Origin of the sequence: Aliinostoc sp. HNIBRCY26 (assembly GCF_050235535.1) — a bacterium.
Classification (GTDB): Bacteria; Cyanobacteriota; Cyanobacteriia; order Cyanobacteriales; family Nostocaceae; genus Trichormus.
Window position 1 is genome coordinate 5,096,708 of sequence record NZ_CP189852.1, and the last position, 25,780, is coordinate 5,122,487.

Consider the following 25,780-nt stretch of genomic DNA (forward strand, 5'->3'; position numbering starts at 1 on the left):
CAAATGTTTACGATTAGGATGGATGAGTCGAAATTATCCTAAGTATTTATGCTCTTTTTTGCGGAAAACACTGGTTTTTTTGAGTATATATTCCTAAACGATCAGAAAAATTTAATTTCTATAGAGATAAATAACGTTTACAAAAGTAAGAATTCCTTAATATAATGTAATCAAAAGCGAAAACAAAAAACGATTGTTAGAAGTGATGAATCCCGTTGAATTTCCCTGGCTAACAGCCATAATTGCCTTACCCTTGGTGGCAGCCCTAGCCATCCCTATAATTCCAGATAAAGAAGGTAAAACTGTTCGGTGGTATGGATTAGGAGTAGCGATCGCTGATTTTGCCTTAATGATTTACGCCTTTTGGCAAAACTACGATTTTCACAGTTCCGCTTATCAATTTGTCGAAAAATACGCTTGGCTACCCCAAATAGGCTTAAATTGGTCAGTAGCAGTAGATGGCTTATCGATGCCTCTCATCTTACTGACAGGCTTAATTAACACCCTAGCAATCTTCGCGGCTTGGAAAGTAACCAACAAGCCGCGATTATTTTATGGGTTGATGTTGGCAATGTATAGCGCGCAGTTAGGCGTGTTTGTTGCCCAAGACTTACTGTTATTCTTCCTCATGTGGGAAATTGAGCTAGTTCCTGTATACTTGCTAATTTCCATCTGGGGAGGCGCAAAACGCCGCTATGCAGCTACCAAGTTTATCCTCTATACTGCGGCTGCTTCTATATTTATTCTCGTAGCTGGCTTTGCACTAGCATTCTCTGGAGATACATTTACTTTCGATATCGCCTCTTTGGGAATGAAAGAATATCCCAAAGCTGTTGAGTTATTAGCTTACGCAGGTTTCTTAATTGCCTTCGGTGTCAAACTACCAATTTTCCCCTTACACACCTGGCTACCTGATGCTCACGGTGAAGCTTCCGCACCTGGTTCCATGATTCTAGCTGGTGTGTTGTTGAAGATGGGCGGTTATGCCTTAATTCGCTTCAACATGGAAATGTTGCCTAACGCTCACGTTTACTTCGCTCCCGTCTTAGCAATCTTAGGTGTAGTTAACATTATCTACGGTGCTTGTTGCGCCTTTGCTCAAACCAACCTCAAACGCCGCCTTGCTTACTCTTCAATTGCTCACATGGGTTTTGTCCTCATCGGTTTAGCTTCCTACACAGAATTGGGTGTAAGTGGCGCGATGTTACAAATGGTATCCCACGGTTTAATTGCAGCTAGCTTATTCTTCTTAACTGGTGTCACCTACGAACGTACCCACACCTTATTAATGGATAAGATGGGCGGTATTGGTAAAGTTATGCCCAGAACCTTCGCACTCTACACCGCAGGTGCAATGGCTTCTCTAGCCTTACCTGGAATGAGTGGTTTTGTGGGTGAGTTAATGGTATTCCTGGGTATCGCTTCCAGTGATGTTTACAGTTCCAGCTTTAAAGTTGTCGTAGTTCTCTTATCAGCAGTAGGCGTGATTTTAACCCCCATTTACCTACTGTCCATGCTGCGTAAAGTGTTCTACGGTGATCAAAGTGAAGAATTACATTTAGATACTGTAGTTGCTGATGTCAAACCCCGTGAGTTGTTCATCACCGCTTGCTTGATTCTTCCCATCATCGGTATCGGTTTGTATCCCAAAATGGTAACGCAGACTTACGATGTGAAGACAGTAGAAGTTGCAACCCATGCGCGTCAAGTATTACCAGTTGTAGGTGGACAACAGCCAAAGAGTTTGTACTCTCAAATTTTCACCGCACCAACTTTAGCTTCTGCTGAAGTCGAAAGTTTAGTTAATATCTCAAAGTAAGTATAAGTATCAGCAAAGGTGCTGAAAGTAAATTCTAAATATGAGGGGAAATAGGGGTGGTTGCGAAACTACCCCTAAAATTTTGACAAAACGGAGTGGGGAGTGATGAGTGCTGAGTGCTGAGTGGGGAGTAGTGATTGAGGAGTGGTGAGGATTTTTTCTGATTCAAGGATTTGCGAATAGGGACTTGTACTGGCTGTGCAATTTAAAAGCGAGAACTCATATATATTAAGAAAGAACCACACAAGCAAAACCCACTTCGGTGGGTTGAAAATTGCTGTTTTGAATTGTTAATTAATTTAGATGGCTACAAAAATTCCCGTTACCGTCATTACAGGCTTCTTGGGTAGTGGAAAAACCAGCCTAATTCGCCACCTCCTGCAAAATAACCAAGGTCGTCGCATTGCTGTATTAGTCAATGAATTTGGCGAACTGGGTATTGATGGCGAGTTGTTGAAATCCTGTCAAATTTGCCCTGAAGATGAAGCTGATGGGAATAATATTTTTGAATTAACGAATGGCTGTCTGTGCTGCACTGTGCAAGAGGAGTTTTATCCGACAATGCAGGAGTTAATCAAACGCCGCGACAGCATTGATTGTATTGTGATTGAAACTTCTGGGTTAGCTTTACCTAAACCCTTGGTGAAAGCCTTTCGCTGGCAAGAAATCCGTAACGCCGCTACAGTAGACGCAGTAGTGACAGTGGTAGATTGCGCTGCTGTGGCTGCTGGGACGTTTGCGAGTGATTTGGATGCGATCGCCTCCCAACGTCAAGCCGATGATAGTCTAGAACATGAAACACCATTGCAAGAACTATTTGAAGACCAGTTAGCCTGTGCTGATTTGGTAGTTTTAAGCAAAACTGATTTAGTTGATGCCGAGACAAAATCACAAGTTGAGTCATTAGTCAAGCAAGAATTACCACGAGTCGTGAAAATTGTGGAGAGCGATCGCGGTCAACTCGACCCATCTATATTATTAGGATGGCAAGCTGCCGTGGAAGATAATTTAGATAGTCGTCCCAGTCACCACGACACCGAAGAAGACCACGACCATGACGACGAAATCAACTCTACACACGTTATTTTAGACCGGACTTTTGACCCAGAAAAACTGCAAAAACAATTAGAATCACTAGTAAATCAACAAGAAATTTATCGCATTAAAGGCTTTGTTTCCGTACCAAATAAACCCATGCGTTTAGTGCTGCAAGGCGTAGGCAACCGCTTTGAAAAGTTTTATGATCGTCCTTGGCAAGCCACAGAAGCCAGACAAACCCGTTTAGTATTTATTGGGCGTGATTTAAACTCAAAAGAGATAGAATCACAATTGTTGACTGTTGAGTGTTGACGACTGCAAAAATTTTAATCAAACATATTATGGACATCACGCAATTATTTAACGTTGCTAATGTTTTCGTTTTGCCTTTTTGGGCATTAATGATTCTTCTCCCGAATTGGAAAGTCACACGGCGAATCATGGAATCATACATTCCATTTTTACCGTTAGCTGGGGCATATTTGTATTTATTTATTACCAGTATTACCCCAGAAAATGCCCAAGCCTTATCTAATCCACAACTTGCTGATATTGCAAAATTCTTCGCAGACGAAAAAGCTGCGGCTACAGGTTGGATTCATTTTTTAGTAATGGATTTATTTGTAGGGAGATTTATTTATTGGGAAGGACAAAAAACTGGGATTTGGACAATTCACTCACTTATACTCTGTTTATTTGCAGGCCCTTTAGGAGTGCTATCCCACATTTTCACAGTCTGGATTACTAAAGCAATTTCACCCCAAACCGAACCTAAATTAAGTGCTGAATCTTAGGTAATAAATAGGGGAGATGAGAAAATTATCTCACTCCCCTATGTCCCTTACATATCTTAAGCTTACACAGCCATTCTGTAATTTGCATCTATCCAACAGCGTGGTAAACTTTCACCAGAGGGAAAAACTAGATTGGCTTTTTTGAAAGTATCAGGTTCTTGTTCTTCTTGACCTTCTTGGTCTTGACCATGAACTACGTCTAAATTGGGATTAATTAATTCTTGGATATCAAGAACTTTGATTAAATCACTGGTATTTTTAAGTTGTAAAAACATATCATTACCTCCTCTAATTGACAAGATATTTATAACTCAATACGGTTCAGATAAGAAAAATAAATTTCAACCAAGCCAGCAAATGATCACTCAACAAAAAACGAAAAAACGGTTTTGGAGGGGGTTTGGGGGACGCAACCGTCCCCCAATCGGGGGCTTGGGGGAGAATCCCCCAAATCTTGCTCATTGTCTAATAGGCAGAGCAAAAATTGAGAAATTAACTCTCACCCCCTTAACTGAACCTTATTGATTTATAACTATGAACAATTACAGAGATAAATATAATTTCTCTGTGTCGTTCAAGAATTTAGTTGCTGGGAAATCTTTTAAATTCAAAGCCAGCATTTAGAGCAAGCAAATCACCATCGTCAAATACTATATTATTAAATCCTTGGAGAAATGCTTGCTATTTAAATTGCGTATGCGATCGCCTGCCTATACTATAACTACATCTCGCGTTGATATTTCTCTAAAATATCGACTAAGTTAACTTGACATTGCAGAGGTAGTAAATCTATCAAAGGTAGTTCTCTTCTCCCACCACCAATTTTAACGGGAATAGATTCTAATACCTGTGTAACTCGGTCTTCAGTCACCGCTTTAGAGGTAATCAGAGGATATAACTGTTCAGCTACTACAGTGTGTAACTTGGCGTTAGATAAATAAAGATGCCATTTAGCAATATCTATATAAATATTGTCGCCGATTTCGGCTGCTAGGGCTTCTAGTAATTCTGTGGTGTTAGTCTTAGCCATATAAATCACTCCAAATCAACAAAGAGCGCAAAGTCTCAGACTAATTAACATTATCGCGCAATTTATCAGGCAAATACACAACCGCAGGTTACAATCACCCTAGCGTGAGTGTTCCCTCTTCAGGTGGATTTGGGGGGAATAGGAGAGTAATTTGCGATCGCCGCAATGTAAATTAGATGTCCTAACAATACTACAACCCAACCTGCTGTCAATGGGGGCAACCATTCCCAATTAGCGGCTGTCAAGTTATGGAAGAACCATAAACCTGAGTTAATCGTAGCAGCAACGGCTACATGAACAGCGAAGTTCATGCGATCGTCTAACTTGCGAAATTCAGGATCATTGCGATCGGGTTTACGAGGCCAACGGGGAGGCATAAATATTGATTACGCTTTACGATTTTTAATACACTCTCACTATTTTAAGGTTTTTGGGCGTATTTGTAGCACAGCGAAAACATGATTTACAGTTGACTCGTTTAGTAGGGTGCGTCAGTATGAATAATTTCTTGGCGTAGTTAGTTTTTCAGACACTGACGCACCCTACATTTCGGTATTTTGTTTTATTTGGAAGTTTCTTAGCCATCGAACTAAGACTAAACTCTTGACTCCAAACTTTTAGTTACTGCATTAACAACTGCACTAATTTTTGCGTAATGGGAAAACCTGTTTGATTTTCAAAATGCAAAAACATGGGACTTGGATTGGCTTCGAGAAAAACATATTCCCCATTGGGATTTAAACGCCAATCTATAGCCGTCCAATCTAGCATTAATGCTTTAGTAATAGCTAAACATTGTTGTTGAACTGAAGCAGGTAACTCTACAGGAATTAACTCGGCTTCCCTATCTTCTCGAAAATCTAAATGACTAGAACGAATTTCTGCACTATAAATGGCATCACCAATTACATAAGTACGAATATTAGTCCCAGGGATATATTCTTGAATAGTCACTGGTGCAAGCCGTAAAGCTAATTCTAATCTTTTCGGTTCTAAATGTTCTGGTGTGACTGGTTTAGTATGTGCGCCGCCATAGACTGGTTTAAAGATAGCTTTTTCTAAGGAATTGGTAAATTGAATAATTTCTTCTTGGTCATTACTAATCAACGTCTTGGGAATTTTTACACCGACATTTTTAACCATGCTTAATTGTAGTGGTTTTTCTTTATGTAATTCGTATGCTTGCCAAGAATTTACCCAACGAGCCGGACAAGCTTGCATGAGCGATCGCAATGTACCCATCGCATCATTAGTAGCAATTCTTTGCTGATATTCATCTTGTAATGATGGTACATTTACCCCAGAAAAAGTCCGCCAATAAACACTATATATATCTGTAATTCTTAATAACTTTCCAGAAGGCAATCTCAAACAGCCAGTTGTTGTCCCCGGCTGCCAAGATAGTTTTAAATGTTGAGGAAAAAGGGATGTATCTAAATAATCGGCTATTGCACCTGCTGCTGTAATTGCTTGCTTAATAGCAACTGCATGAACATCTTGAGGATTGCCTAAAATTAAAATATTCATTCCGGTATGACTGCCAATATAAACAGAAAAATAGCCTAAATTTTAAGTAGATATTAAGTAGGGGAGGAAAAAAACGGTGTGGATATTCCTCCCGCTTTATTGCCGTTTTGTTACGGCTGTGTGTAGATTTAGATGTGTCAGCAAATGATATCTAGCCATAACACACTTGATGAAGATGCACTTTATTCTGTACTGTAGAGACGTTGCATGCAACGTCTCTACATCATTTATTTGGCACAGCTTCATAAAGAATTGGTATAAGGCTTAATAGTTGATTATTTTGTACAACCGCCTTCTTCGCCTAAAGCTAAGGTAGTAAAATCACCCCCTTCTTCACCTAAAGCTAAAGTAGTAGCGTTGCCGCCTTCTTCGCCTAAAGCCAGAGTTGTGAAGATGGGTTTTAATCCACCTGTTACTTGATCAGCTTCTTCATCAGTTAGTTCTTGAGTTTCCAGATTTAAAGCTTCTAAATCTGTGATGCTTAAATCAAAAGGATGTTGCATAACTTTATTCTCCTGAGAAATGTACTAGTTGGAGGTGATTTAGTGAGGTTATTTAACCTCGTGATTGGGTAATTTTCATTGGTAGATATAGAAGTTATGCAGCTAATTGAAGACATAAATATCACTGTTATGTCTTTATTTGAGCCTTTTTTGAAGAGTAGATGAATGAGATTGACAATCAATAGGCTTTGTAGTACAAAAATACTATACATTCCTGACTGCATAAACTTCTAACTCCCGCCTACAGAAATAGGAGAGCAAATTTCATGAAGCTATCTAAAGTAGACTTGAGTAGTTTAGTTGCGATCGCGCATACTGATGGACATTTGCAACTATTACTCGACCGAGGCAATGAGTTGGAGTTTATCGAAATTCCTGCACCTATTCAAGCATTTGAAGGATTGCAAGAACTCAATGAAATTGTAGCGGAAACAGCTACATTACCTTTTGAATTAGAACCAATTGCGATGCTTCCGGTGAGTTCATCAATGGCTAGTGCTGTGGGCTATTGTAGTGATGACCAAATATTGCAAGTTGAGTTTCAAAATGGCGCAATCTATCAATATTCAGGAGTAGAACCAGAAACTTGGCAAGAATTACAATCATCCGACTCCCTTGGCAGATTTTACAACCAAGAGATTAAAGGAAAATATGATTGCGATCGCATAGATGACCTCTATGATTTAGATAAATGTTAGATCAAGTCACTATTTGCTTCCTGGATGGGAAGTACAAATTTCTGATTTGTGGTCTCCAGAATTTGATTAGTGATTATAATCACCTACATTTTTAACTAAAAAGTACAGGCGATCGCTAATTCTGCGTGTTGTAAAAATACCTTTTTATCTAACATCTCTACATCATACTGTGGTGTAGTTGCTAATAACTTCTCAATTCTATTTCTAGCGGCTACCACCACAGACTCAGCCAAGCTACCCTGATTTAACGCTTCAGCAAAATCAGCCGCAATTTGATAAGTCCGTTCCATCGATGATGAATGAATATTGCGCGACACAATAAATAAATCACATCCAGCATTAAATGCACGCGCCACTGTTCCCTGTTGCATAAACATATCAGACACAGCTTTCATATCTAAATCATCAGATACAACCACACCCTCAAATCCCAACTCTTCCCGCAGGATATTTTTAAGAATAGCTGCTGAGAGAGTCGCAGGCCAATCAGGGTCAATTTGCGGAAAAAGAATATGCGCCGTCATCATAATTGGGATTTGCGCCTCAATTAAAGCCTTAAACGGTATTAATTCCCGTTGACGCAAATCTTCCAAAGTGAGATTAAGAACAGGTAATTCTAAATGGGAATCTTTACTAGTGTCGCCATGTCCCGGAAAATGTTTGGCAGAACCGACAATTCCCGATGCTTTGAGTCCTTGATAATATTCACAGACAGCTTCAGCCGTACTTGCGGGAGTGTTACTAAAGGCGCGAAATCCAATCACCGGATTTTGGGGATTAGAATAAATATCCGCCACAGGAGACCAAGATAAATTAATTCCCAAAGATTTTAACTCGATACCTGTAGCTTTAGCTACTTCTTGGGAGTGCGATCGCAACAACACCGCATGGGGAAATCTAGTGATTGGTAAAGGTGTCCGCACAACTCGCCCACCTTCATGATCTAAAGTAAAAAACATCAAATCACGTTCCGTATATTCCCTAATTTGCCGGTGCAACTCTCGAAAACTTTGCAACCAAACCTCATAGGGGACACCATCTAGGAAGTTTTTCGCAAAGAATATCACCCCCACAGGTTTTAATTCACTGAGAGCGCGCTTATCTTCATCACTTAAAGTAGTACCAGAAACACCAACAATGAGGTGATTTCCAAAACTCGCTAGCTGTTGATCAGCTGACATAATCATTTACCCACAACCATTTCAGGCCTGATCCTACACCCTCATACCAATTCAAAATTCAAAATTCAAAATTCAAAATTCAGATAACCCAGTCCCCAGTCCCCAGTACCCAATCCCTTTTTTCTGCCAAATGTAACAGATTGCAACGTATAATGAGAACGACAAAACAATTAAGAAATATTGAAAAACAGTAGGTTTAAATGCGAGTAGCGATCGCGGGTGCTGGTTTAGCAGGACTTTCCTGCGCGAAATATCTCACAGACGCAGGTCACACTCCCATTGTCTTGGAAAGCCGGGACGTATTGGGTGGTCTTGTCGCGGCGTGGAAAGACTCAGACGGCGACTGGTATGAAACGGGATTACACGCCTTCTTCGGTGCATACCCCAATATGCTCCAGTTACTTAAGGAGTTAGGTATTGAAGACCGACTCCAATGGAAAGAACATACACTGATTTTTAACCAACCAGATAAACCAGGAACATACTCCCGTTTTGATGTTCCCGATATTCCTTCCCCCTTCAACGTCATCGCGTCCATTCTCCGCAACAATGATATGTTGACTTGGGGACAGAAACTGCGCTTCGCCGTCGGCTTAACTCCAGCAGTGGTGCGGGGTCAAAAGTATGTGGAGGAAATGGACAAGTACAGTTTCAAGGAATGGTTAGAAAGACAAGGAATTGATGAGCGAGTCTCCACCGATGTGTTTATCGCCGCATCGAAAGCACTGACTTTTATCAATCCTGAAGAAGTTTCTGCCACCATCCTCTTAACTGCGCTCAACCGCTTTCTACAAGAAAGATACGGCTCAAAGATAGCTTTCCTAGATGGTTCACCCACAGAAAGGCTATGCGATCCCATCGTTGACCACATTACAGCAGGCGGTGGTGAAGTCCGTCTCAATGCACCAATCAAAGAAATCGTTCTCAATGAGGATGGTAGTGTTAAGCACTTTGTCATCCGAGGCTTAAATGGTGCAGATGATTACATTGAAACCGCCGACTGTTATGTTTTCGCCACATCAGTAGATGTCGCTAAAGTGTTATTACCTAAACCTTGGCAGCAAATGGAGTATTTCCAGAAGCTAGACGGTTTAGAAGGAGTGCCGGTAATTAACTTGCACTTATGGTTTGACCGAAAATTAACAGATATCGATCAGTTATTATTTTCGCGATCGCCCCTCCTCAGCGTTTATGCTGATATGAGTAACACTTGTCGCGAATATGCCAATCCTGATCGCTCCATGTTGGAATTAGTTCTAGCACCGGCAAAAGATTGGATTAGCAAATCCGATGAGGAAATAGTTGCTGCCACAATTGCAGAACTAGAAAAACTCTTCCCCGATGATTTTGGGGGAGAAAATCCAGCCAAGTTGCTGAAATCTCATGTAGTGAAAACGCCGCGTTCAGTTTACAAAGCGACCCCTGGTCGTCAACAGTACCGTCCCTCCCAAAAAACTCCTATCGCTAACTTCTTTTTAGCAGGGAGTTACACCATGCAACGCTACTTAGGCAGTATGGAAGGAGCTGTACTTTCTGGTAAGCTAACAGCGCAGGCGATCTGCGAATCACTGCCAGTGGCTAATGCCTCTAACCTGCAAACGCTAACCCGACCGCCTGCAACGAATGCTGCAACTGCCTGATTCCCCCCCGCGCATGAAAACGCTGGTCTCTGTAGACGAGTCCTACAAAATTTGTCGGCATCTCACAGCCAAGTACGCCAAAACCTTCTACTTGGGTACTTTGTTGATGAGTCCGGCAAAACGTCAAGCTATCTGGGCAATTTATGCTTGGTGTCGTCGTACCGATGAACTAGTAGACGGCCCCGGTGCTGCCATTACTACACCAGAAACCCTAGACCTCTGGGAGCAACATCTAGAATCAATTTTTGCGGGTATTCCCGTAGAAAACTATGATGTTGCTCTGGTCGATACCCTGCAACGCTTTGACCTCGATATCCAGCCCTTTCGGGATATGATCGCTGGTCAGCGTATGGATTTATACCGTAGTCGTTATGAAACCTTTGAGGAATTATACCTCTACTGTTACCGCGTTGCTGGCACAGTCGGCTTGATGTCAACCGCCGTCATGGAAGTAGACACCAACGCAAATACAGCTCCGTGGTCTCAGCGTAAACCACTTTATATTCCCACAGAAGAAGCGATCGCCTTGGGAATTGCCAATCAACTCACAAACATATTGCGTGATGTCGGCGAAGATGCTAGGCGAGGACGCATCTATCTCCCCCTAGAAGACCTAGCCAGATTCAACTACACCGAACAAGATTTCTTTAAAGGTGTAGTCGATGACCGTTGGCGGGCATTGATGCGTTTCCAAATCGAACGGGCGCGACAGTTCTACACCAAAGCCGAACAAGGCATCGCCCACCTAGCCCCGGATGCACGCTGGCCTGTGTGGGCAGCTTCCATGCTGTACGGGCAAATCTTAGATGTCATCGAACGCAACGATTACAACGTCTTTAATCAGCGTGCCTATGTCCCGCAATTGCAAAAGTTATGCACCCTACCCATAGCTTGGATGCGATCGCAAGTCCTGTAAACTTAGTCAATAGTCCAAAGTCCATAGTTAACAGCAATCACTAATGACTATTGACTATTGACTATTGACTTTTTCAAAAATCACTGCTAACATTATATTTCGTGACCGTGGAGAGGTGGCTGAGTGGTCGAAAGCGGCAGATTGCTAATCTGTTGATGGACTCGTAAGACCCATCCGAGGGTTCGAATCCCTCCCTCTCCGTTTTGGAGACAAAAAAGCAACACATAACTAACTGTGTTGCAAAAAAATACAAAAGTCGTAGCAATCACTATATGTATCCAAAGGTAGATGCTATCATTTAACCTTTGGAGACTTGATATAAGATTGAACTAAGTAAAAACATCTAGTTTGCATCTTGCTTTCAAGCTCCCATAGAATAGAGGAGTGAAAGTAATTATGGTCAAAATTAGTACTGCCCTCGCCCTGGGCTTAACTACCTTAGCCACTGGGTTCTTGATGGCGGCTTGCACAACCACCAATACTACTGATGGTGGAAATACCAACAGTACGACTAGTCCCACAAGCAGCAATAACACCGGATTAAAAATAGGTTCATTACTACCAACAACAGGGGATTTAGCATCAATTGGTCAGCAAATGGCTGCTGCTGTGCCTCTGCTAGTAGACACAGTTAACGCCTGTGGAGGTGTGAATGGTCAACCAGTCACATTGGTAGCAGTAGACGACCAAACCGACCCCAAAGCAGGTGCAGCAGGGATGACCAAACTCGCAACTGTAGATAAAGTTGCGGGTGTAGTTGGTTCATTTGCTAGTAGCGTATCTACTGCGGCAGTGTCCATTGCTGCCCAAAATAACGTCATGCTGATTTCCCCTGGTAGCACTAGCCCCAAATTTACCGAATTGGCGCAAAAAGGCGATTTCAAAGGCTTTTGGGCGCGGACAGTTCCCCCTGATAGTTATCAAGGGCCTGCCTTAGCAGAACTCGCTATTAAAAAAGGTTATAAGCGAGTTTCTACCGTAGTGATTAACAACGACTACGGAGTTGGTTTTGAAAAAGCCTTTGTTCAAGCTTTTGAAAAATTGGGCGGAACAATCGTTAACAAAAGTAACCCTGTCCGCTATGACCCCAAAGCCACTACCTTTGAAACTGAAGCTACTGCGGCCTTTGCAGGTAAACCAGATGCCGTATTGGGCGTTTTTTACGTAGAGACAGGCAGTCTATTATTAAAATCAGCTTATCAGCAAGGTTTAACCAACGGCGTACAAATCATGCTCACAGACGGCATGAAATCAGATGAATTTCCCGCACAAGTAGGTAAAGCCGCAGATGGTAAGTTCATCGTCTCTGGAGTCATCGGGACTGTTCCTGGTTCCGATGGTAAAGCCTTAGAAGCCTTCACAAAACTCTGGCAATCTAAAAAAGGTGGTTCACCAGGAGAATTTGCCCCCCAAGCCTGGGATGCAGCCGCCTTGTTAGTATTGGCAGCACAAGCAGCTAAAGATAATACAGGTGTTGGTGTGTCCAGTAAAATTAGAGAAGTATCTAATGCACCCGGTGTAGAAGTCACCGATGTTTGCGAAGGGTTGAAGTTACTCAAAGAAGGCAAAGATATTAACTATCAAGGTGCTAGTGGTAATGTCGATGTTGATGCTAACGGTGATGTCATTGGTGTTTACGATGTCTGGACAGTACAAGACGATGGCAAATTGAAAGTAATTGATAAAGTGACTCCCAAGCAGTAGGGAGTGATGAGTAATGAGTAATGAGTAATGAGTAATGAGTAATGAGTATCTTGCTTTCCGTAATTCATAACTCAGTGCTGATTAACCTAAAAACACTCAGCACGGGCTAAACGCCCCGCTACCGCTAACAGCACTCAGCACTCAGCACTCACTACTCAGCACTCACTACTCAGCACTCACTACTCAGCACTCAGCACTCAATTTAGAAGCCGGAGAAATTGTAGCCTACACCCAATAACAATCCGACATCTGTTTTATCGAAAAATCCAGCATTGATGGCAGCTGTGGCAGTAAATTGAGAATTAAGAGGGACATCAAGACCACCAGAAACCAAAAATGCAGCTTGGGAATCATCACCAGTTTTAATTGCTGCACCTACACCTACATAGGGTGCGATCGCTAGTGGTTCATCAAATGGATCTACCTGTCTAAAGTTAAAATCGTAGGTGACAGGAATCAGAATCGTGGTGTTATCACCAAATACAGCTGAGGGTCTGATAGAAAAGGTATTAGTAAATCCAATCTTGCTGATAGCCGCAAAATTCCCATCTCCCAAGGATGAATCACCACCACCGATACCAATATTGCCAGCCACACCAATATAGCTACTACCGCCACGGGTACGTCTACCAACATTAATATCTGATTGTGCCACTGTGTTGGGAGTAGGTGCAACAGCAGGAGCAGATGTTGCGGCTTCAGGTAAAACCAGGGTTGCTGATGTAGTGGCTACTGTTCCTGGTACGGGTGTAACTGTCCGGCTGTCAGCGTTAAAAGTTGTCGCACTGGGAAAAGAGAAGTTTTGTGCTTCCACTTTTGGTTCAACACTTGATGTTGCGGGAGACATAGCATCGCTGTTTGCCTCAACGGGAGGTACTGTTTGAGCATGAGCAGATAAGCCAGTCCCAGCTACAGCTACAGCCGCTAAACTAGATAAGCAGTAAATACCTTTACGAACAAAAATATTCTTCACATTCACTCCTAACAAGATGTTGCCACAATCAATAAAATGCCAAATTTGTGTGTTTGGGGCAATATCCAAACTTTAGCACCAGGAAATCCCCTCTTACATCCTGAGATAGACATAAATCTTTAGTGTCTATTTTGCTGGGATTTAACAGTTAAATAACTAGATGTTTGCAGTCTTTATCCCACTTGTTCTAAATACTGGTTAATATCTTCTATCACCCTGACCAGTTCAGCTTCCGTAGTCAACCGAATATTGATATCCCGTACAGTCAGCAAGACTTTAGCCGCAAAGGGTGTAGGCCAGATATTGGGATTACAGAAAATTTCTAAAAATATCTCCCCTGTATAACGATATTCCAATGGTGGTTGGGGAGTAACTTTAGTGCCAGAGTTGGATTTAGCTGCAACAGTTTTGAGACGTTCCATCAATTGATCAATCGCACCCTTTAATTCCGTGGCTGCTTCGGGGGAAAAACTAAAGCTAACAGAACCCTCAACTAAATTTAATGTTAGAGGAGTAGAAGACATAAGCTCTTTATAAAAATTGATGGATGATTACTTGATCTTACAGGAGTCAACATGACACAAAAAGCATGAGTAATAAAAACTACTCATGCTAAAAACAGTTGACATCTATAATATCTCCCTCAAAACGCACAACCAACAAAAACCGCTTTTTATTTCTTGTAGATAGTGGTTTGCTGGCGATCGCGCTTGACTAAAATCGTACAGGAGAAACTAAAACTATATTGCCTGGTAAATTTTGGCTAGATCAACCACCTGCAACCGCTGGGACAATACTCACCTCATCCCCGTCCTTTAACGGTGTTTTTGTCCCGTCCAAAAAGCGAATATCTTCGCTATTTACATACAGGTTCAAAAAACGTCGTGGCTGTCCACTTTCATCGCACAAACGCGCTTTAATACCAGGAAAACTTTTTTCTAAAGAATCTAAAAGTTCAGCAATATTGCTACCACTAGATTCTAGTGCCGCTTGATTGTTAGTGAAATTTTGCAAGGCAGTGGGGACTAAAACTTTTACAGCCATAGTGAATTAATACTTCAGTTGTGAATTGATAAATTGGGGGATTGGGGACTGGGGACTGGGGACACTTCGGCAAGCTCAGTGCATCGCTGGGGACTGGGGACTGGGAAAGCAGGTGAAGAAACACTTCTCTCAGCACCCAGCACTCAGCACCGGCTAAACGCCGCGCTACCGCTAACAGCACTCACTACTCACCACCCAGCACTGATTAAACCAGAACTTGCTGCCATTCCAAGCGATCTAAAGTCCGAGAACGCTCTAAAGCACGTTCAAAGCTATCGAGTTTGGCATCAATTGTCAACGGTTCGCCAATGTAGCCTTGTACTGCTTCTTGGGTTTTTAAACCATTGCCAGTGATGTAAACCACGGTAGTTTCATCTGGATCAATCTTGCCAGATTCCACTAATTTTTTCAGCACAGCCACAGTTGTTCCGCCTGCTGTTTCAGTGAAAATGCCTTCAGTTTCTGCCAGCAACTTGATGCCTTCAATAATTTCGGCATCTGTGACAGATTCAATATTACCGCCAGTCTTTTTGGCAATATCGACAGCATACACACCATCTGCTGGATTGCCGATCGCAATTGATTTAGCAATTGTATTGGGTTTGACTGGTTTAATAAAGTCGCGGTCTTCTTTAAAGGCTTGCGCGATGGGTGAACAACCTTCAGCTTGCGCGCCACTAAACCGCACTGACTTACCTTCTACTAAACCCACTTCCACAAATTCTTGGAAGCCTTTATAAATTTTTGTAAATAGTGAACCAGAAGCTAAGGGTGCAACTACGTGATCCGGTAATTCCCAGCCTAATTGTTCTGCGACTTCATAACCCAAAGTCTTAGAACCTTCCGAATAGTAGGGACGTAAATTGATATTGACAAATCCCCATCCATGTGTATTTGCAACTTCTGAACAAAGGCGATTGACTTGGTCGTAGTTACCCTTTACAGCCATCAGGGTAGGACTGTAGATTAAGCTACCCAAAACTTTACCAGCTTCTAAATCTGAGGGGATGAATACACAACAGTCTAAACCGGCATGGGCTGCGATCGCAGCTGTGGAGTTCGCCAAGTTACCGGTGCTAGCACAAGATACAGTCGTAAAACCCAATTCTCTGGCGCGGGAAAGAGCAACAGACACTACCCGATCCTTAAAGCTCAAGGTGGGCATATTCACCGCATCATTCTTTATATATAGTTTGTTTAGACCCAGGCGACGTGCTAAACGGTGGGAACGTACCAGGGGAGTCATACCTGTTCCCACATCAATAACGTTCTCAGTTGCGACAGGTAGAAAGGGACGATAACGCCAAATAGAATTCGGGCCGGCTTGAATTTTTTCACGGGTGACAGACAGGCGTAGAGCATTGTAGTCATATTTAACTTCCAACGGGCCAAAACAGAACTCACATACATGAATGGCTTTGAGTTCATATTCCGCGCCACATTCTTTACATTTCAAAGCACTAAAAGCGGCGTTGGAGGTTTGATTTGGTGTGGATACTGCCTGTGTCATAGTAACTATCTTTCCCTGTCTATCCGTCAACTGTGGCTGCATACTATCACGAGTAAAAATACCAGTCAAACATACCCGACAAAAATAGTCGGATATGTTTATCCGTTGGATATTCCCAGACGACAACTAATCTTCATGATCATTTACCTCAATATCACTGGAGTCATCAAGAAGTTAATGTCATAATCACAACCTTTAGTATTTCTTACCTAAGTAATAAGACGCAATTATTTTAGTCTTAAAGTTTTCAAATACTGGTATTTCAACTGTTTTTCAATTGGAGACGCTCGATCTAATGTTGTAATTATTACGATACCTATTTGTGTCAATCAGTCAACTCTATATTCAGTAAGTCAAACGTAAATAGAACCGTAGCAGGACTCAGAAATCGAACATTAAGCAGTTTTCTGATAGGAACTTAAAGTTGAGTTTTTGCAGCTTGCCCTAATTCCATCTGCTAAGGGTAAACCAGAACTGCCAACTACAGACATAGTCAGTATGACATCTATAGTCCGAACCAGACTAGTAACTTTTAAGTGATTTTTATAGCCTTGAAGTCATTTAACGAGAAGCGTCTTGGGGGCAAAGTTCACAGCGTGTAACTTACCTTCTGCACTCTGAACTCAGCACAAGGTCAGTCTCAGTTTTGTGACTAATTTTTGTTGAGTTTCCCAATTATTTAGCTAGAACCTACCATACCAAGAAATTACACCAGATGAAATCTCTCTCTAGAATTAAAAAGACTAAAAAGTATGGAATGTACCGTGCATTCATCGCCGCATCATTCCTCATTAATGGCATTTTCTCATTTGTTGCCCCTGTCTTAGCTGAAGGAACTGCGGGTGGTCAATCTATCAGTAACACCGCAACAGCTACCTACGAAGACCCCAATAATCCCAACACACCCATAAACAGCACATCCAATACAGTCACCGTCACTGTAGCAGAAGTAGCTGGTATCACTGTCACCGCTTCTGGGATTACCAACCAAACAAACCCCGGTGGTCAAATCGCCCCAGGAAATCAGTTGGTTTATACTTACACTATTACCAACATTGGTAACGACCCCACTAAATTCCGTATTCCCAACCAAGCCACATCCAATGGGCCAGGCACAATTGCTGGTACCTTACCTGTCGATCAAAATGGTCAGACACCAGCTAATGGACAACTGCAATACAGTACCAATGGTGGTACAAGTTGGGTAAACGTAACTCCAGGCGGTATTGATTCCCCTTCCGTTCCCGTCGGTGGAACAGTGTTAGTCCGTGTGCCAGTAACCATAGCTGCTGCGGCACAAAACGGTGATGTAGTCAGCGTGACGCTGGGTAACACCCAAGGTGATGCTCAAAACGTCCTGCGTATCGCTGATGGTGGTGACGTTTATACTGTGGATAACCCTGATGGTGCTGTTGCAGGTGAAGTACCTGGCGCGCCAGTGAACGGAGTCCGTGAAGGTAGTATCACGCAACGGGCAACAATTGGGGGTGGTACTAACACGGTGGCTCTCGCTACAGTCCTCAAAGTTCGCACAGGTTATGATGCGGGTAACACTTCAACCCTGAATGATGACCTATTAACCTATGGCTTGAGTTTGCGGGTTGAGAGCAGTGACCCCACAAATAGAGGCTTTATACCCGCAGCTTTGGCAGGTACTAGCATTACAGTTGATGGCAACCCAGTGACAAGAATCTTAGTCTCTGATGCCCTACCAGCTAACACCACTCTGAATGCTGTACCAACTCCGCCTCCAGGATGGAGAGTAGTTTACTCCACCGATGATCCGGCTGTTAACCCAACCAGAACAGCAAATCAAGTGTCATGGTCAACTACGGCTCCTGCCAGTCTAAGCACAGTGAAACGCATCGGTTTCATTAATGATCCTAACACTGTCACTTCCGTCGCTACAGGAACAACTGTCACTGGCTTTACCGTACAAATCAGGACTACTAATATTTCAGGCTCAACAGCTACCGTCAATAACGTTGCTCAAGTATTTGGTAGAACAGCCGGAGATCCCAATAGTCCCCTAATTGTTGACAATTCAGGTGACCAAAACCCCGATAACTACAACTCCACTACTGGAAATATTACTACTACCCCAGATATTGGTTACTATCCGGTTACTGGCACAAATCCTGTAGATACAGCCAATAATAACCAAGCCGCAGCATCTATAACAGGCGCACTCAACCAATTCACGATTTCTACTCCTTCACCCTACTCAGTGTTGAACGGCCCAGAGGGTGCGCCAGATGCTACCGGGCCAGATGGGACAACGAATACTGATTTCACCAACAAGTCTTCCTTTGTACCTCCTAACACAACACCTGGTAGTACCCTAGATCCTCAATCCGTTGGTTTCACGAATACAATTAGGAATAATGGTACTCTGCCCAGTGATATAGTTGTAACTCCAACAGCACCAAGTAATCCTACGGATTTACCAGATAATACAAAAGTGACTGTGAGTTATCAAAATCAAAGTGCCGTTTATAACTATAGCGGCGGTACATTTACTCTCACATCTGGTACTCCGGTGAAAATTACTGGTGTGGCTGCTGGTGCTAATGCTACCTACGGTGTGGAAGTGGATTTACCACCAGGAACTCGCCTATCAACTGATACCGACATTCAACGTGGCTTCCCAGTCAGAGTCACAACTACATTAGTTGATGGCAGTAATAATCCCAGATTAGATGCTTCCAGCCAACCAATTAGCAACATCACTATTAATCGCGTTTACACTGGCTTCTTACAACTGTTGAAGAAGTCACAAATCTTGAAAGGTACTGGCCCAGATGTTCAGGGAAGTGATGGCACATTAAGCATTGATCCTAAGAAACCGTCTCCTGGCAATATTATTCAGTACGTAATCGAATACAAGAACATTTCCGAACCACAATCTGGTACAGGAAATGTGATTTTAGAGGCCGATAGACTGGTGATTACTGAAGACGGCACAATAGGAGGTGCTAATGGTAATAACTGGGCTTTAGACAACGATAATAATTTGCAAATTGACACCAGCAATATTATTGGTTCAGCTAAAGATTCTGGGGCAGCAAATATCACCTTCTATAATGGCAGCAATACTCCAGGTAGCGATCAAACTGGTACTACTGCAACTACTGATGTCACTAAGTATGTGAATACTGTAACTGGAAGAGTAACACCAGGTGTGACTAGAACCTTTAGCTTCCAACGGAAAGTGAACTAAGGAAGAAGCAAGGAACAGGTGCAAGGTGTATAAGATGTATTGCATCAAATAGATGATCATCCTTAACTTTATTCACCTGTTTCCTTTTTCTTCTATTTGGTAGTGTCAATTCTTATGAGGTGATAAAAATGAAGCATTTTTTGGCTGCGGGAATAGGAGCAGCTTTCATTGTCATTACAGTACCTTTTGTTTCTTCAGCACATAGTTGGCACTTGAGTAGTGCCGTTGCCCAAAATCCTCGAACTCAGCAGGCTTTACAGTTAGTTTTGGCAGCCGAAAAGCAAGTGGTAACGAAGGATCAACAGGGTAAACAAAAAGTATCTTGGCAGGCTTTAACAGGAGCAGTTAAAGTCACACCAGGAGATGTGCTGAAGTATACATTGAGTGGGGAAAATAAAAGCGATCGCCCGATTAAAAATCTGACTCTCAATCAACCCATCCCCCAAGGTATGGCGTATGTGCTGAACTCTGCCAAAATTGCCAGGGAAGATGCCAAAATCACCTACAGCATAGATGGCGGACGTAGTTTTGTAGACAACCCCACAATTAAAGTGACTCTCGCTGGTGGCAAAGTTGAAACCAAACCAGCACCAGCCACTGCTTACACTCACATTCGAGTACAACTTCCCTCGGTAGCAGCAAAAACTACAGTTAAGCTAACTTATCAAACTCAGGTACGCTAACTGACTGTTTTCACCCGGCTTCTGGGCAAGATTTATTTATTAGTCAGCCTTTGTTTTATGTTCAGTTTGACAACATCGGTTGACTAAATAATTACTAATTGAGCATTAATTGAAACTTACCGCTTTTGAATGACAATCTTGTCACTTATAAATAAATGTTTTTATTAACAAATATTATGGCGTTTATGAGGAGATAAATTTAGTGAGTCGTCCTCTTAAAAAACAGAGAAACTTAGGTGTTAACTGGGGCAAACGGTTAACACCAATACTTTGTTTACTTGGCTTTTTGCATACTACCGCACCAATAACAGCGATCGCACAAGAAACTCGTGTAGTTAATATCGTTAACCAAGCTACTTATACTTATACTTATACATATCAAGGTAAAAGTACTTTATACGAAGGAAGTAGCAGTCAACTTGGTGTGAGTTCTACACCTTTAGTTGATCCACTGGGAAGAATTTTAGGTTGTGCAGGTGCGCTTTTACCAGACTATACAGGTTTTTCTGTGGGTGTATATGAACCTAATCCCAGCGACCCCACAGGAACAGAATTAGGGCAATTAGTGGCTCTAACTCCTACAGAACTGCCTGATATTGCTAACAACGATATTCCTGGTGGTAAAGTCCCAAATATTCAAAATGTCAATCCTTATGCCATCACAAATGACCCGGCTGGTGTCTATAATTTTTTACTTGACCCCAATAAAGGTCAAACAGATCCGGGAAAAACATATATTTTCGTAGTGAATCCTCCAGCTAATTCTGACTATCGACAACGTCGGATTAAAATTGAAATTCTCAACAGCACAGGTTCAGAAAACAATAATGTTGTGCGATATGTCGCTACTTCTTTAGATGGTCAGCCAATTAGTTTGACCGGAGAAACCAGAGTAGAAAGCACAGTGGTTTTAGTTCCCAACGCAGAAGTTGTAGGACTAGACCTATTAGCCTTTGAATTTACGACTAATATGTGTCAAGCCAGTCAGATGCAGATTGTCAAAACAGGCGATCGCTCGGCGGCTGAACCAGGAGATACTGTAATTTATCGTCTATCAGTTCGTAACCTATCAGACGCAGCTTTAAATAATGTTGTTGTTACCGATAACTTACCTTTAGGATTTAACTTTTTATCTAAATCCGTTAGGGGAGAAATTGATGGTCAGTTAGTCCCCATCACTGCTACCCGTAACGGTAACACAGTAACTTTAAGTACGGATGTAAGTATTCCGGTTAAAAAAGTATTAAATATTGCCTACGCTGCTCAATTAACAACGGACTCTCTACGTGGTACAGGTAGAAATAGTGCGATTGTTAATGCTTTACGTGCAGACAATCGTTTTAGTATCAAAGACGGGCCAGCAACACATAAATTAACTATCCGTCCAGGTATAGTTTCTGACTGCGGTACAATTATCGGGCGGGTGTTTATAGACAAAAATTTTGATGGGGAACAGCAAACAGGAGAACCAGGAGTTCCCAATGCAGTCATTTTCCTACAGGATGGAAACCGAGTTACTACAGATCCCAATGGGTTGTTCTCTGTAGCTAATGCTTTACCCGGAAGTCACGCTGGAGTCTTAGACCTAAGTAGCGTTCCTGGCTATAAATTAGCCCCCAACAAGAAATTCCGCGAACGTAATAGCCAATCTCGTCTAGTGCGCTTAGAACCAGGCGGACTAGTGAGAATGAATTTTGCAGTCACTCCTATCTCAGAGGAGGTAGCTAAACCATGACACCTGTAACTAATTTCCATTTGAGGTTAATGGGAGTGATGGTAGGGGCTATTAGCTGTGTATTGTACCCAGCGATCGCTCATGCTGAAAATATTGAACAGCCACAGTTAGAAAACCCTTCTTCAAATACTCCTTCTTCAGATGAAGAAGCGTTTCATGTTCCTTCTTCTATAGAAGACAAAGAGGTTGAAGAATTCAGTCAAACCACTGAACTCAGCAATCAGGTTACAGAATCACAGAACGATACATCTATAACTCAAACACAAAGCTTTCAAACTTCCTCAACCGCAATTACACCATTTGAACCATCAACAGAGGTTATAGTCCCCCAAGCCTTAAGTAAACTCACAGAACCCGCCCCCACCACACCAAAAGAAATTCCCACCTTTACACCCACAGCAAATACACCCTTACCCCGAAACTTACGTAAATTAATCGCAGCAGAATCAGACGAAAATAACCCAATCCCCAATCCCCAATCCCCAGTCCCCAGTCCCCAATCCCCAGTCCCCAATCCCCAGTCCCCAACCCTAAACATTCTCAACCCCACACCTAACAGTGTTGTCGATGTACCAGCCACTGCGGTGACAGTACAGTTTCCCGTAGGTAGTCAAGTAGAATTACGCGTGAATGGTGTACTAGTAGATGCTTCCTTAGTGGGACGTACAGAAACTGATGCGAAGACTAATTTAGTAACGCAGACATGGTATGGAGTTTCCCTAAAAGATGGTGAAAATACTATTTCTGCACAAATTCTCGGTAGTTCTGAACCACCGATGACAACAAAGGTAGTAGTACGAGGAACCGCCAGCAAACTTGCAATCGAAACCGTTGAAGCTCGTATTCCAGCCGATGGACGTTCCACCGCAACTATTAAAGGTCAATTACTAGATATTAATGGCAATCGTTCTAATGAAGATAATGTCGTCACTATCATTTCCACAGCCGGAGAGTTAATAGGAACAGATTTCAAACCAGAACAACCAGGATTTCAGGTAGAGGTCAAAAAAGGCGAATTTGCAGCTACTTTACGTTCAGACCTCAAAGCCCAAACTGTGAGGATTCGCGCTTTAGTCAATAACTTAGAAGCTTTTACCCAACTGCAATTTGAAACTGCACTGCGTCCTAGCTTGGTGACTGGGGTGATAGATTTGCGCTTGGGTGCAAGAGGAACAGACTATTACAGTAGCTTTCGGGATTTTATCCCTCCCAATCGAGATAACAAGACGCAATTAGATTTTCACTCAGCGATCTTTGCTACGGGGACTTTTGGCGAGTGGTTGTTTACTGGTGCATACAATAGTTCTCGTTCTCTCAACGAAGATTGCAACTGTGATAATCGTCTGTTTAGGAATTATCAATTCAACGAGCAAAATTATCCTGTTTACGGCGATAGTTCTAAAGTTGAAGCAGTCACGCCTTCGATTGATAGCTTATATTTACGTTTTGAGCGTTCTAGTAAGCTTCCTGGGGTGTCTCCTGATTATGCGATGTGGGGAGACTACAACACAGAAGAATTTGCTCGTTCTTCCCAGCAGTTTACCGCCGTGACGCGTCAACTGCACGGTTTTAAAGCTAACTACAACTTAGGAAATCTCCAAATTACGGGTTTCTACGGTAATAATCTCCAGGCTTTCCAACGAGATACCATCGCACCTGATGGAACTAGTGGTTATTACTTTCTTTCCCGGCGGATTTTAGTTCCTGGTAGTGAAAATGTCTTCATTGAATTAGAGGAATTAAATCGTCCTGGTACGGTTTTAGAACGCAAACAGTTAAGTAGAGGCCCCGATTATGAAATCGATTACGATCGCGGTACTCTATTATTCCGTGAACCTGTTTTGCGTACTGATATTGATAGCAATGGACAAGTTTTGGTAAGACGCATCGTTGTTAGCTATCAATACGATGGTGATAACTCTGATAGCAATATCTATGCAGGTCGTTTGCAATACAACTTTTCCAGCATCCTCAATCAAGAAAGTTGGTTAGGTGCGACCTACCTGAGAGAAAACCAAGGATTACGCGCCTTTGAACTTTATGGCGCAGATGCGATGATCTCTCTAGGTTCGCAAGGTAAGTTAATTGCCGAATATGCCCATTCCACCAATGATTCTGACATCATGGGTAATGTCAGTGGTGAAGCTTACCGTTTAGAAGCCCAAGGAGAGATTTTCAAAGGTTTACAAGGTCGTGCTTATTATCGCTATGCTGATACAGGCTTTGCAAATAACGCCACAGTTAGCTTTGTTCCTGGTCAAACTCGCTATGGTGGACAGTTAACAGGGAAAGTTTCGCCAACTACAAATATTCGCCTGCAATATGACCACGAAGATAATTTTGGCATTGCGCCCCAACCTCTAGATACCTTTGAAGAATTATTTTCCCCACAATCGCAAGCTACACCAGGTAGTAAAGTAGATAATTCTCTGACCACCATTTTGGCGGGTATTCAACAGAGATTAGGGAAAGCTACTGTTAATGTCGATTGGATTCACCGCGATCGCCAAGATAGAATGGCCACTACTAACGCTAATACGACATCCGATCAGTTGCGTAGTCGTTTGACCTATCCTTTGACTGATAACCTCACCTTCCAATTCCAAAACGAGATGACTTTATCATCTGACAAAGATAGTGCGTATCCAGATCGGACTATTTTGGGGCTAAATTGGGCGGTTGTTCCTGGTGTGAATATTAGCCTCGCCCAACAATATTACAGTGGTGGTCAAAATGCCGGTAACTCCATCACTAGCTTAAATATTAACGGGGAACACAAGCTTGGTACTGATACTACCTTAACTGCACGTTATTCTATTCTCGGTGGAGCTAACGAACTCACAACCCAAGGTGCTGTAGGTCTGAATAACCGTTGGATGATTGCGCCTGGTTTGCGATTGAATCTCGCTTACGAGCATATTTTTGGTAGCTTCTTCAATCGTACCGCCGCAGGTCAACAATTTGCTCAACCTTTCGCCTTTGGACAAAGTGCTTCTAGTATTGGTTTTAATGGTGGAGATAGTTACAGTGTAGGTTTGGAATATTCTGATAATCCTGACTTTCAAGCTAGCGCGCGTTATGAATATCGTACTTCTTCCAGTGGTTCTAACACTGTAATTTCCGCCGCCGCCGTGGGTAAAATCTCTCCAGCACTCACAGGTTTGTTCCGCTATCAACAAGCCAATTCTGCCAATCAAAAACTTGTAGGACTAGGGGATACAGTCAACTTAAAACTGGGTTTAGCTTATCGCGACCCCAAAAATGATAAATTTAACGCCTTGTTGCGTTATGAATACCGACAAAATCCCGCCACTATTCCCGACACCATTCTCTTAGGTAGTGGTACTGGTTCTCAAGACCATACCTTTGCACTAGAGGCTATTTATGCACCCAATTGGCAATGGGAATTTTACGGTAAGTATGCTTTGCGAAACAGCACTTCCTACTTAGCTAATGATTTAGTCGGTACAACTACGGTCAATCTCGGACAATTGCGTGCTACTTATCGCCTGGGTTATACCTGGGATTTGGTAGGTGAGGCGCGTGTCATTGGTCAATCTAACTATACAGAAACGGGTTTTGTAGTAGAGGCTGGTTATTATTTAAGTCCTAATTTGCGGCTAGCAGGTGGTTATGCGTTTGGTACAGTCGATGACCGTGATTTTTCAGGTACGCGTTCCGCCGGTGGTGCTTACTTGGGTTTGACGCTAAAACTGAATGAATTATTCGATGGATTTGGACTACAAAAACCTGTGGCGCGTTAAC

At 42.4% G+C, this 25,780-nt stretch carries 22 protein-coding genes and 1 tRNA gene; 12 read left to right on the top strand and 11 right to left on the bottom strand.

What is annotated here, in order from left to right; genetic code table 11:
* Positions 1 to 205: 205 nt before the first annotated feature.
* From ACQFX9_RS21585 to ACQFX9_RS21595, 3 genes are all read left to right on the top strand, one after another.
* Positions 206 to 1,819 (top strand): NAD(P)H-quinone oxidoreductase subunit 4, encoded by a 1,614-nt coding sequence (locus ACQFX9_RS21585; RefSeq protein ID WP_427162968.1) that lies wholly within the window; start codon positions 206 to 208, stop codon positions 1,817 to 1,819.
* A 303-nt stretch (positions 1,820 to 2,122) separates the two neighbouring features.
* Positions 2,123 to 3,169 (top strand): cobalamin biosynthesis protein CobW, encoded by a 1,047-nt coding sequence (gene cobW, locus ACQFX9_RS21590; protein WP_427158373.1) that lies wholly within the window; start codon positions 2,123 to 2,125, stop codon positions 3,167 to 3,169.
* Between the two features lie 29 nt (positions 3,170 to 3,198).
* Positions 3,199 to 3,651, top strand: coding sequence for an ABA4-like family protein (locus ACQFX9_RS21595; protein ID WP_427158375.1), 453 nt, complete (start codon positions 3,199 to 3,201; stop codon positions 3,649 to 3,651).
* 62 nt (positions 3,652 to 3,713) lie between these two features.
* On the opposite strand, the gene ACQFX9_RS21600 is transcribed toward ACQFX9_RS21595, so the two are convergent.
* The 5 genes from ACQFX9_RS21600 to ACQFX9_RS21620 form a co-directional block, all read right to left on the bottom strand.
* On the bottom strand, positions 3,714 to 3,926 hold the full coding sequence (locus ACQFX9_RS21600) for an acetyltransferase (protein WP_427158376.1): 213 nt from the start codon (positions 3,924 to 3,926) through the stop codon (positions 3,714 to 3,716).
* 446 nt (positions 3,927 to 4,372) lie between these two features.
* The gene (locus tag ACQFX9_RS21605) at positions 4,373 to 4,681 is read right to left on the bottom strand and encodes a DUF3181 family protein (protein ID WP_427158377.1); all 309 of its coding nucleotides are present in this window, start codon (positions 4,679 to 4,681) and stop codon (positions 4,373 to 4,375) included.
* A gap of 119 nt (positions 4,682 to 4,800) precedes the next feature.
* Positions 4,801 to 5,058 carry a hypothetical protein gene (locus ACQFX9_RS21610; RefSeq protein ID WP_427158378.1) on the bottom strand — a complete coding sequence of 86 codons (258 nt, stop codon included), beginning with the start codon at positions 5,056 to 5,058 and terminating at the stop codon, positions 4,801 to 4,803.
* 244 nt (positions 5,059 to 5,302) lie between these two features.
* Complete coding sequence (locus ACQFX9_RS21615) at positions 5,303 to 6,208, bottom strand: ATP-grasp domain-containing protein (RefSeq protein ID WP_427158380.1); 906 nt, start codon at positions 6,206 to 6,208, stop codon at positions 5,303 to 5,305.
* Between the two features lie 275 nt (positions 6,209 to 6,483).
* Positions 6,484 to 6,711 carry a hypothetical protein gene (locus ACQFX9_RS21620; RefSeq protein ID WP_427158381.1) on the bottom strand — a complete coding sequence of 76 codons (228 nt, stop codon included), beginning with the start codon at positions 6,709 to 6,711 and terminating at the stop codon, positions 6,484 to 6,486.
* 266 nt (positions 6,712 to 6,977) lie between these two features.
* Here ACQFX9_RS21620 and ACQFX9_RS21625 point away from each other — a divergent pair, with 266 nt between their 5' ends.
* Positions 6,978 to 7,409: a KTSC domain-containing protein gene (locus ACQFX9_RS21625; protein WP_427158382.1), complete on the top strand. Its 432-nt coding sequence runs from the start codon at positions 6,978 to 6,980 to the stop codon at positions 7,407 to 7,409.
* A gap of 95 nt (positions 7,410 to 7,504) precedes the next feature.
* Here the strand turns inward: ACQFX9_RS21625 and nagZ are convergent, their stop codons facing one another.
* Positions 7,505 to 8,590, bottom strand: coding sequence for a beta-N-acetylhexosaminidase (gene nagZ / locus ACQFX9_RS21630; RefSeq protein WP_427158383.1), 1,086 nt, complete (start codon positions 8,588 to 8,590; stop codon positions 7,505 to 7,507).
* Between the two features lie 200 nt (positions 8,591 to 8,790).
* Here nagZ and pds point away from each other — a divergent pair, with 200 nt between their 5' ends.
* The 4 genes from pds (at position 8,791) to ACQFX9_RS21650 (ending at position 12,850) form a co-directional block, all read left to right on the top strand.
* Entirely contained in the window at positions 8,791 to 10,230 is a 1,440-nt protein-coding gene (pds, locus tag ACQFX9_RS21635) for a 15-cis-phytoene desaturase (protein WP_427158384.1), read from the top strand.
* Entirely contained in the window at positions 10,214 to 11,146 is a 933-nt protein-coding gene (gene crtB / locus ACQFX9_RS21640) for a 15-cis-phytoene synthase CrtB (RefSeq protein WP_427158386.1), read from the top strand. Before pds ends, crtB begins: the two co-directional genes overlap by 17 nt.
* 109 nt (positions 11,147 to 11,255) lie before the next feature.
* Positions 11,256 to 11,347 (top strand) — tRNA-Ser (locus ACQFX9_RS21645).
* Between the two features lie 195 nt (positions 11,348 to 11,542).
* Positions 11,543 to 12,850 (top strand): ABC transporter substrate-binding protein, encoded by a 1,308-nt coding sequence (locus ACQFX9_RS21650; protein ID WP_427158387.1) that lies wholly within the window; start codon positions 11,543 to 11,545, stop codon positions 12,848 to 12,850.
* Between the two features lie 202 nt (positions 12,851 to 13,052).
* Here ACQFX9_RS21650 and ACQFX9_RS21655 read toward each other — a convergent pair whose 3' ends face one another.
* The 5 genes from ACQFX9_RS21655 to thrC form a co-directional block, all read right to left on the bottom strand.
* Positions 13,053 to 13,823 (bottom strand): hypothetical protein, encoded by a 771-nt coding sequence (locus ACQFX9_RS21655; protein WP_427158389.1) that lies wholly within the window; start codon positions 13,821 to 13,823, stop codon positions 13,053 to 13,055.
* 173 nt (positions 13,824 to 13,996) lie between these two features.
* On the bottom strand, positions 13,997 to 14,347 hold the full coding sequence (locus tag ACQFX9_RS21660; RefSeq protein WP_427158390.1) for a hypothetical protein: 351 nt from the start codon (positions 14,345 to 14,347) through the stop codon (positions 13,997 to 13,999).
* 244 nt (positions 14,348 to 14,591) lie between these two features.
* The gene (locus ACQFX9_RS21665; protein WP_427158391.1) at positions 14,592 to 14,867 is read right to left on the bottom strand and encodes a MoaD/ThiS family protein; all 276 of its coding nucleotides are present in this window, start codon (positions 14,865 to 14,867) and stop codon (positions 14,592 to 14,594) included.
* Entirely contained in the window at positions 14,821 to 15,048 is a 228-nt protein-coding gene (locus ACQFX9_RS21670; protein WP_427158393.1) for a hypothetical protein, read from the bottom strand. Before ACQFX9_RS21670 ends, ACQFX9_RS21665 begins: the two co-directional genes overlap by 47 nt.
* A gap of 24 nt (positions 15,049 to 15,072) precedes the next feature.
* Entirely contained in the window at positions 15,073 to 16,377 is a 1,305-nt protein-coding gene (gene thrC / locus ACQFX9_RS21675) for a threonine synthase (protein WP_427158395.1), read from the bottom strand.
* A 715-nt stretch (positions 16,378 to 17,092) separates the two neighbouring features.
* Between thrC and ACQFX9_RS21680 the strand changes: the two genes are divergently transcribed.
* The 4 genes from ACQFX9_RS21680 to ACQFX9_RS21695 all read left to right on the top strand — a co-directional run bounded on the left by ACQFX9_RS21680 (position 17,093) and on the right by ACQFX9_RS21695 (position 25,779).
* Positions 17,093 to 19,597 (top strand): beta strand repeat-containing protein, encoded by a 2,505-nt coding sequence (locus tag ACQFX9_RS21680; RefSeq protein WP_427158397.1) that lies wholly within the window; start codon positions 17,093 to 17,095, stop codon positions 19,595 to 19,597.
* Between the two features lie 128 nt (positions 19,598 to 19,725).
* Complete coding sequence (locus tag ACQFX9_RS21685) at positions 19,726 to 20,280, top strand: hypothetical protein (RefSeq protein ID WP_427158399.1); 555 nt, start codon at positions 19,726 to 19,728, stop codon at positions 20,278 to 20,280.
* A 193-nt stretch (positions 20,281 to 20,473) separates the two neighbouring features.
* Positions 20,474 to 22,015, top strand: coding sequence for a hypothetical protein (locus tag ACQFX9_RS21690; protein ID WP_427162969.1), 1,542 nt, complete (start codon positions 20,474 to 20,476; stop codon positions 22,013 to 22,015).
* Positions 22,012 to 25,779: a TonB-dependent receptor gene (locus ACQFX9_RS21695; protein ID WP_427158401.1), complete on the top strand. Its 3,768-nt coding sequence runs from the start codon at positions 22,012 to 22,014 to the stop codon at positions 25,777 to 25,779. The genes ACQFX9_RS21690 and ACQFX9_RS21695 overlap by 4 nt, the downstream gene beginning before the upstream one ends.
* Position 25,780 lies beyond the last annotated feature (1 nt).

What these genes read in the sequence shown, in the direction of transcription:
- ACQFX9_RS21610 (WP_427158378.1), bottom strand. Translation starts at nt 5,058, where the DNA reads ATGCCTCCCCGTTGGCCTCGTAAACCCGATCGCAATGATCCTGAATTT.
- ACQFX9_RS21685 (WP_427158399.1), top strand. Translation starts at nt 19,726, where the DNA reads ATGAAGCATTTTTTGGCTGCGGGAATAGGAGCAGCTTTCATTGTCATT.
- cobW (WP_427158373.1), top strand. Translation starts at nt 2,123, where the DNA reads ATGGCTACAAAAATTCCCGTTACCGTCATTACAGGCTTCTTGGGTAGT.
- crtB (WP_427158386.1), top strand. Translation starts at nt 10,214, where the DNA reads ATGCTGCAACTGCCTGATTCCCCCCCGCGCATGAAAACGCTGGTCTCT.
- nagZ (WP_427158383.1), bottom strand. Translation starts at nt 8,590, where the DNA reads ATGTCAGCTGATCAACAGCTAGCGAGTTTTGGAAATCACCTCATTGTT.
- ACQFX9_RS21665 (WP_427158391.1), bottom strand. Translation starts at nt 14,867, where the DNA reads ATGGCTGTAAAAGTTTTAGTCCCCACTGCCTTGCAAAATTTCACTAAC.
- ACQFX9_RS21605 (WP_427158377.1), bottom strand. Translation starts at nt 4,681, where the DNA reads ATGGCTAAGACTAACACCACAGAATTACTAGAAGCCCTAGCAGCCGAA.
- ACQFX9_RS21625 (WP_427158382.1), top strand. Translation starts at nt 6,978, where the DNA reads ATGAAGCTATCTAAAGTAGACTTGAGTAGTTTAGTTGCGATCGCGCAT.
- ACQFX9_RS21650 (WP_427158387.1), top strand. Translation starts at nt 11,543, where the DNA reads ATGGTCAAAATTAGTACTGCCCTCGCCCTGGGCTTAACTACCTTAGCC.
- thrC (WP_427158395.1), bottom strand. Translation starts at nt 16,377, where the DNA reads ATGACACAGGCAGTATCCACACCAAATCAAACCTCCAACGCCGCTTTT.
- pds (WP_427158384.1), top strand. Translation starts at nt 8,791, where the DNA reads ATGCGAGTAGCGATCGCGGGTGCTGGTTTAGCAGGACTTTCCTGCGCG.
- ACQFX9_RS21680 (WP_427158397.1), top strand. Translation starts at nt 17,093, where the DNA reads ATGAAATCTCTCTCTAGAATTAAAAAGACTAAAAAGTATGGAATGTAC.
- ACQFX9_RS21595 (WP_427158375.1), top strand. Translation starts at nt 3,199, where the DNA reads ATGGACATCACGCAATTATTTAACGTTGCTAATGTTTTCGTTTTGCCT.
- ACQFX9_RS21660 (WP_427158390.1), bottom strand. Translation starts at nt 14,347, where the DNA reads ATGTCTTCTACTCCTCTAACATTAAATTTAGTTGAGGGTTCTGTTAGC.
- ACQFX9_RS21695 (WP_427158401.1), top strand. Translation starts at nt 22,012, where the DNA reads ATGACACCTGTAACTAATTTCCATTTGAGGTTAATGGGAGTGATGGTA.
- ACQFX9_RS21585 (WP_427162968.1), top strand. Translation starts at nt 206, where the DNA reads ATGAATCCCGTTGAATTTCCCTGGCTAACAGCCATAATTGCCTTACCC.
- ACQFX9_RS21615 (WP_427158380.1), bottom strand. Translation starts at nt 6,208, where the DNA reads ATGAATATTTTAATTTTAGGCAATCCTCAAGATGTTCATGCAGTTGCT.
- ACQFX9_RS21600 (WP_427158376.1), bottom strand. Translation starts at nt 3,926, where the DNA reads ATGTTTTTACAACTTAAAAATACCAGTGATTTAATCAAAGTTCTTGAT.
- ACQFX9_RS21620 (WP_427158381.1), bottom strand. Translation starts at nt 6,711, where the DNA reads ATGCAACATCCTTTTGATTTAAGCATCACAGATTTAGAAGCTTTAAAT.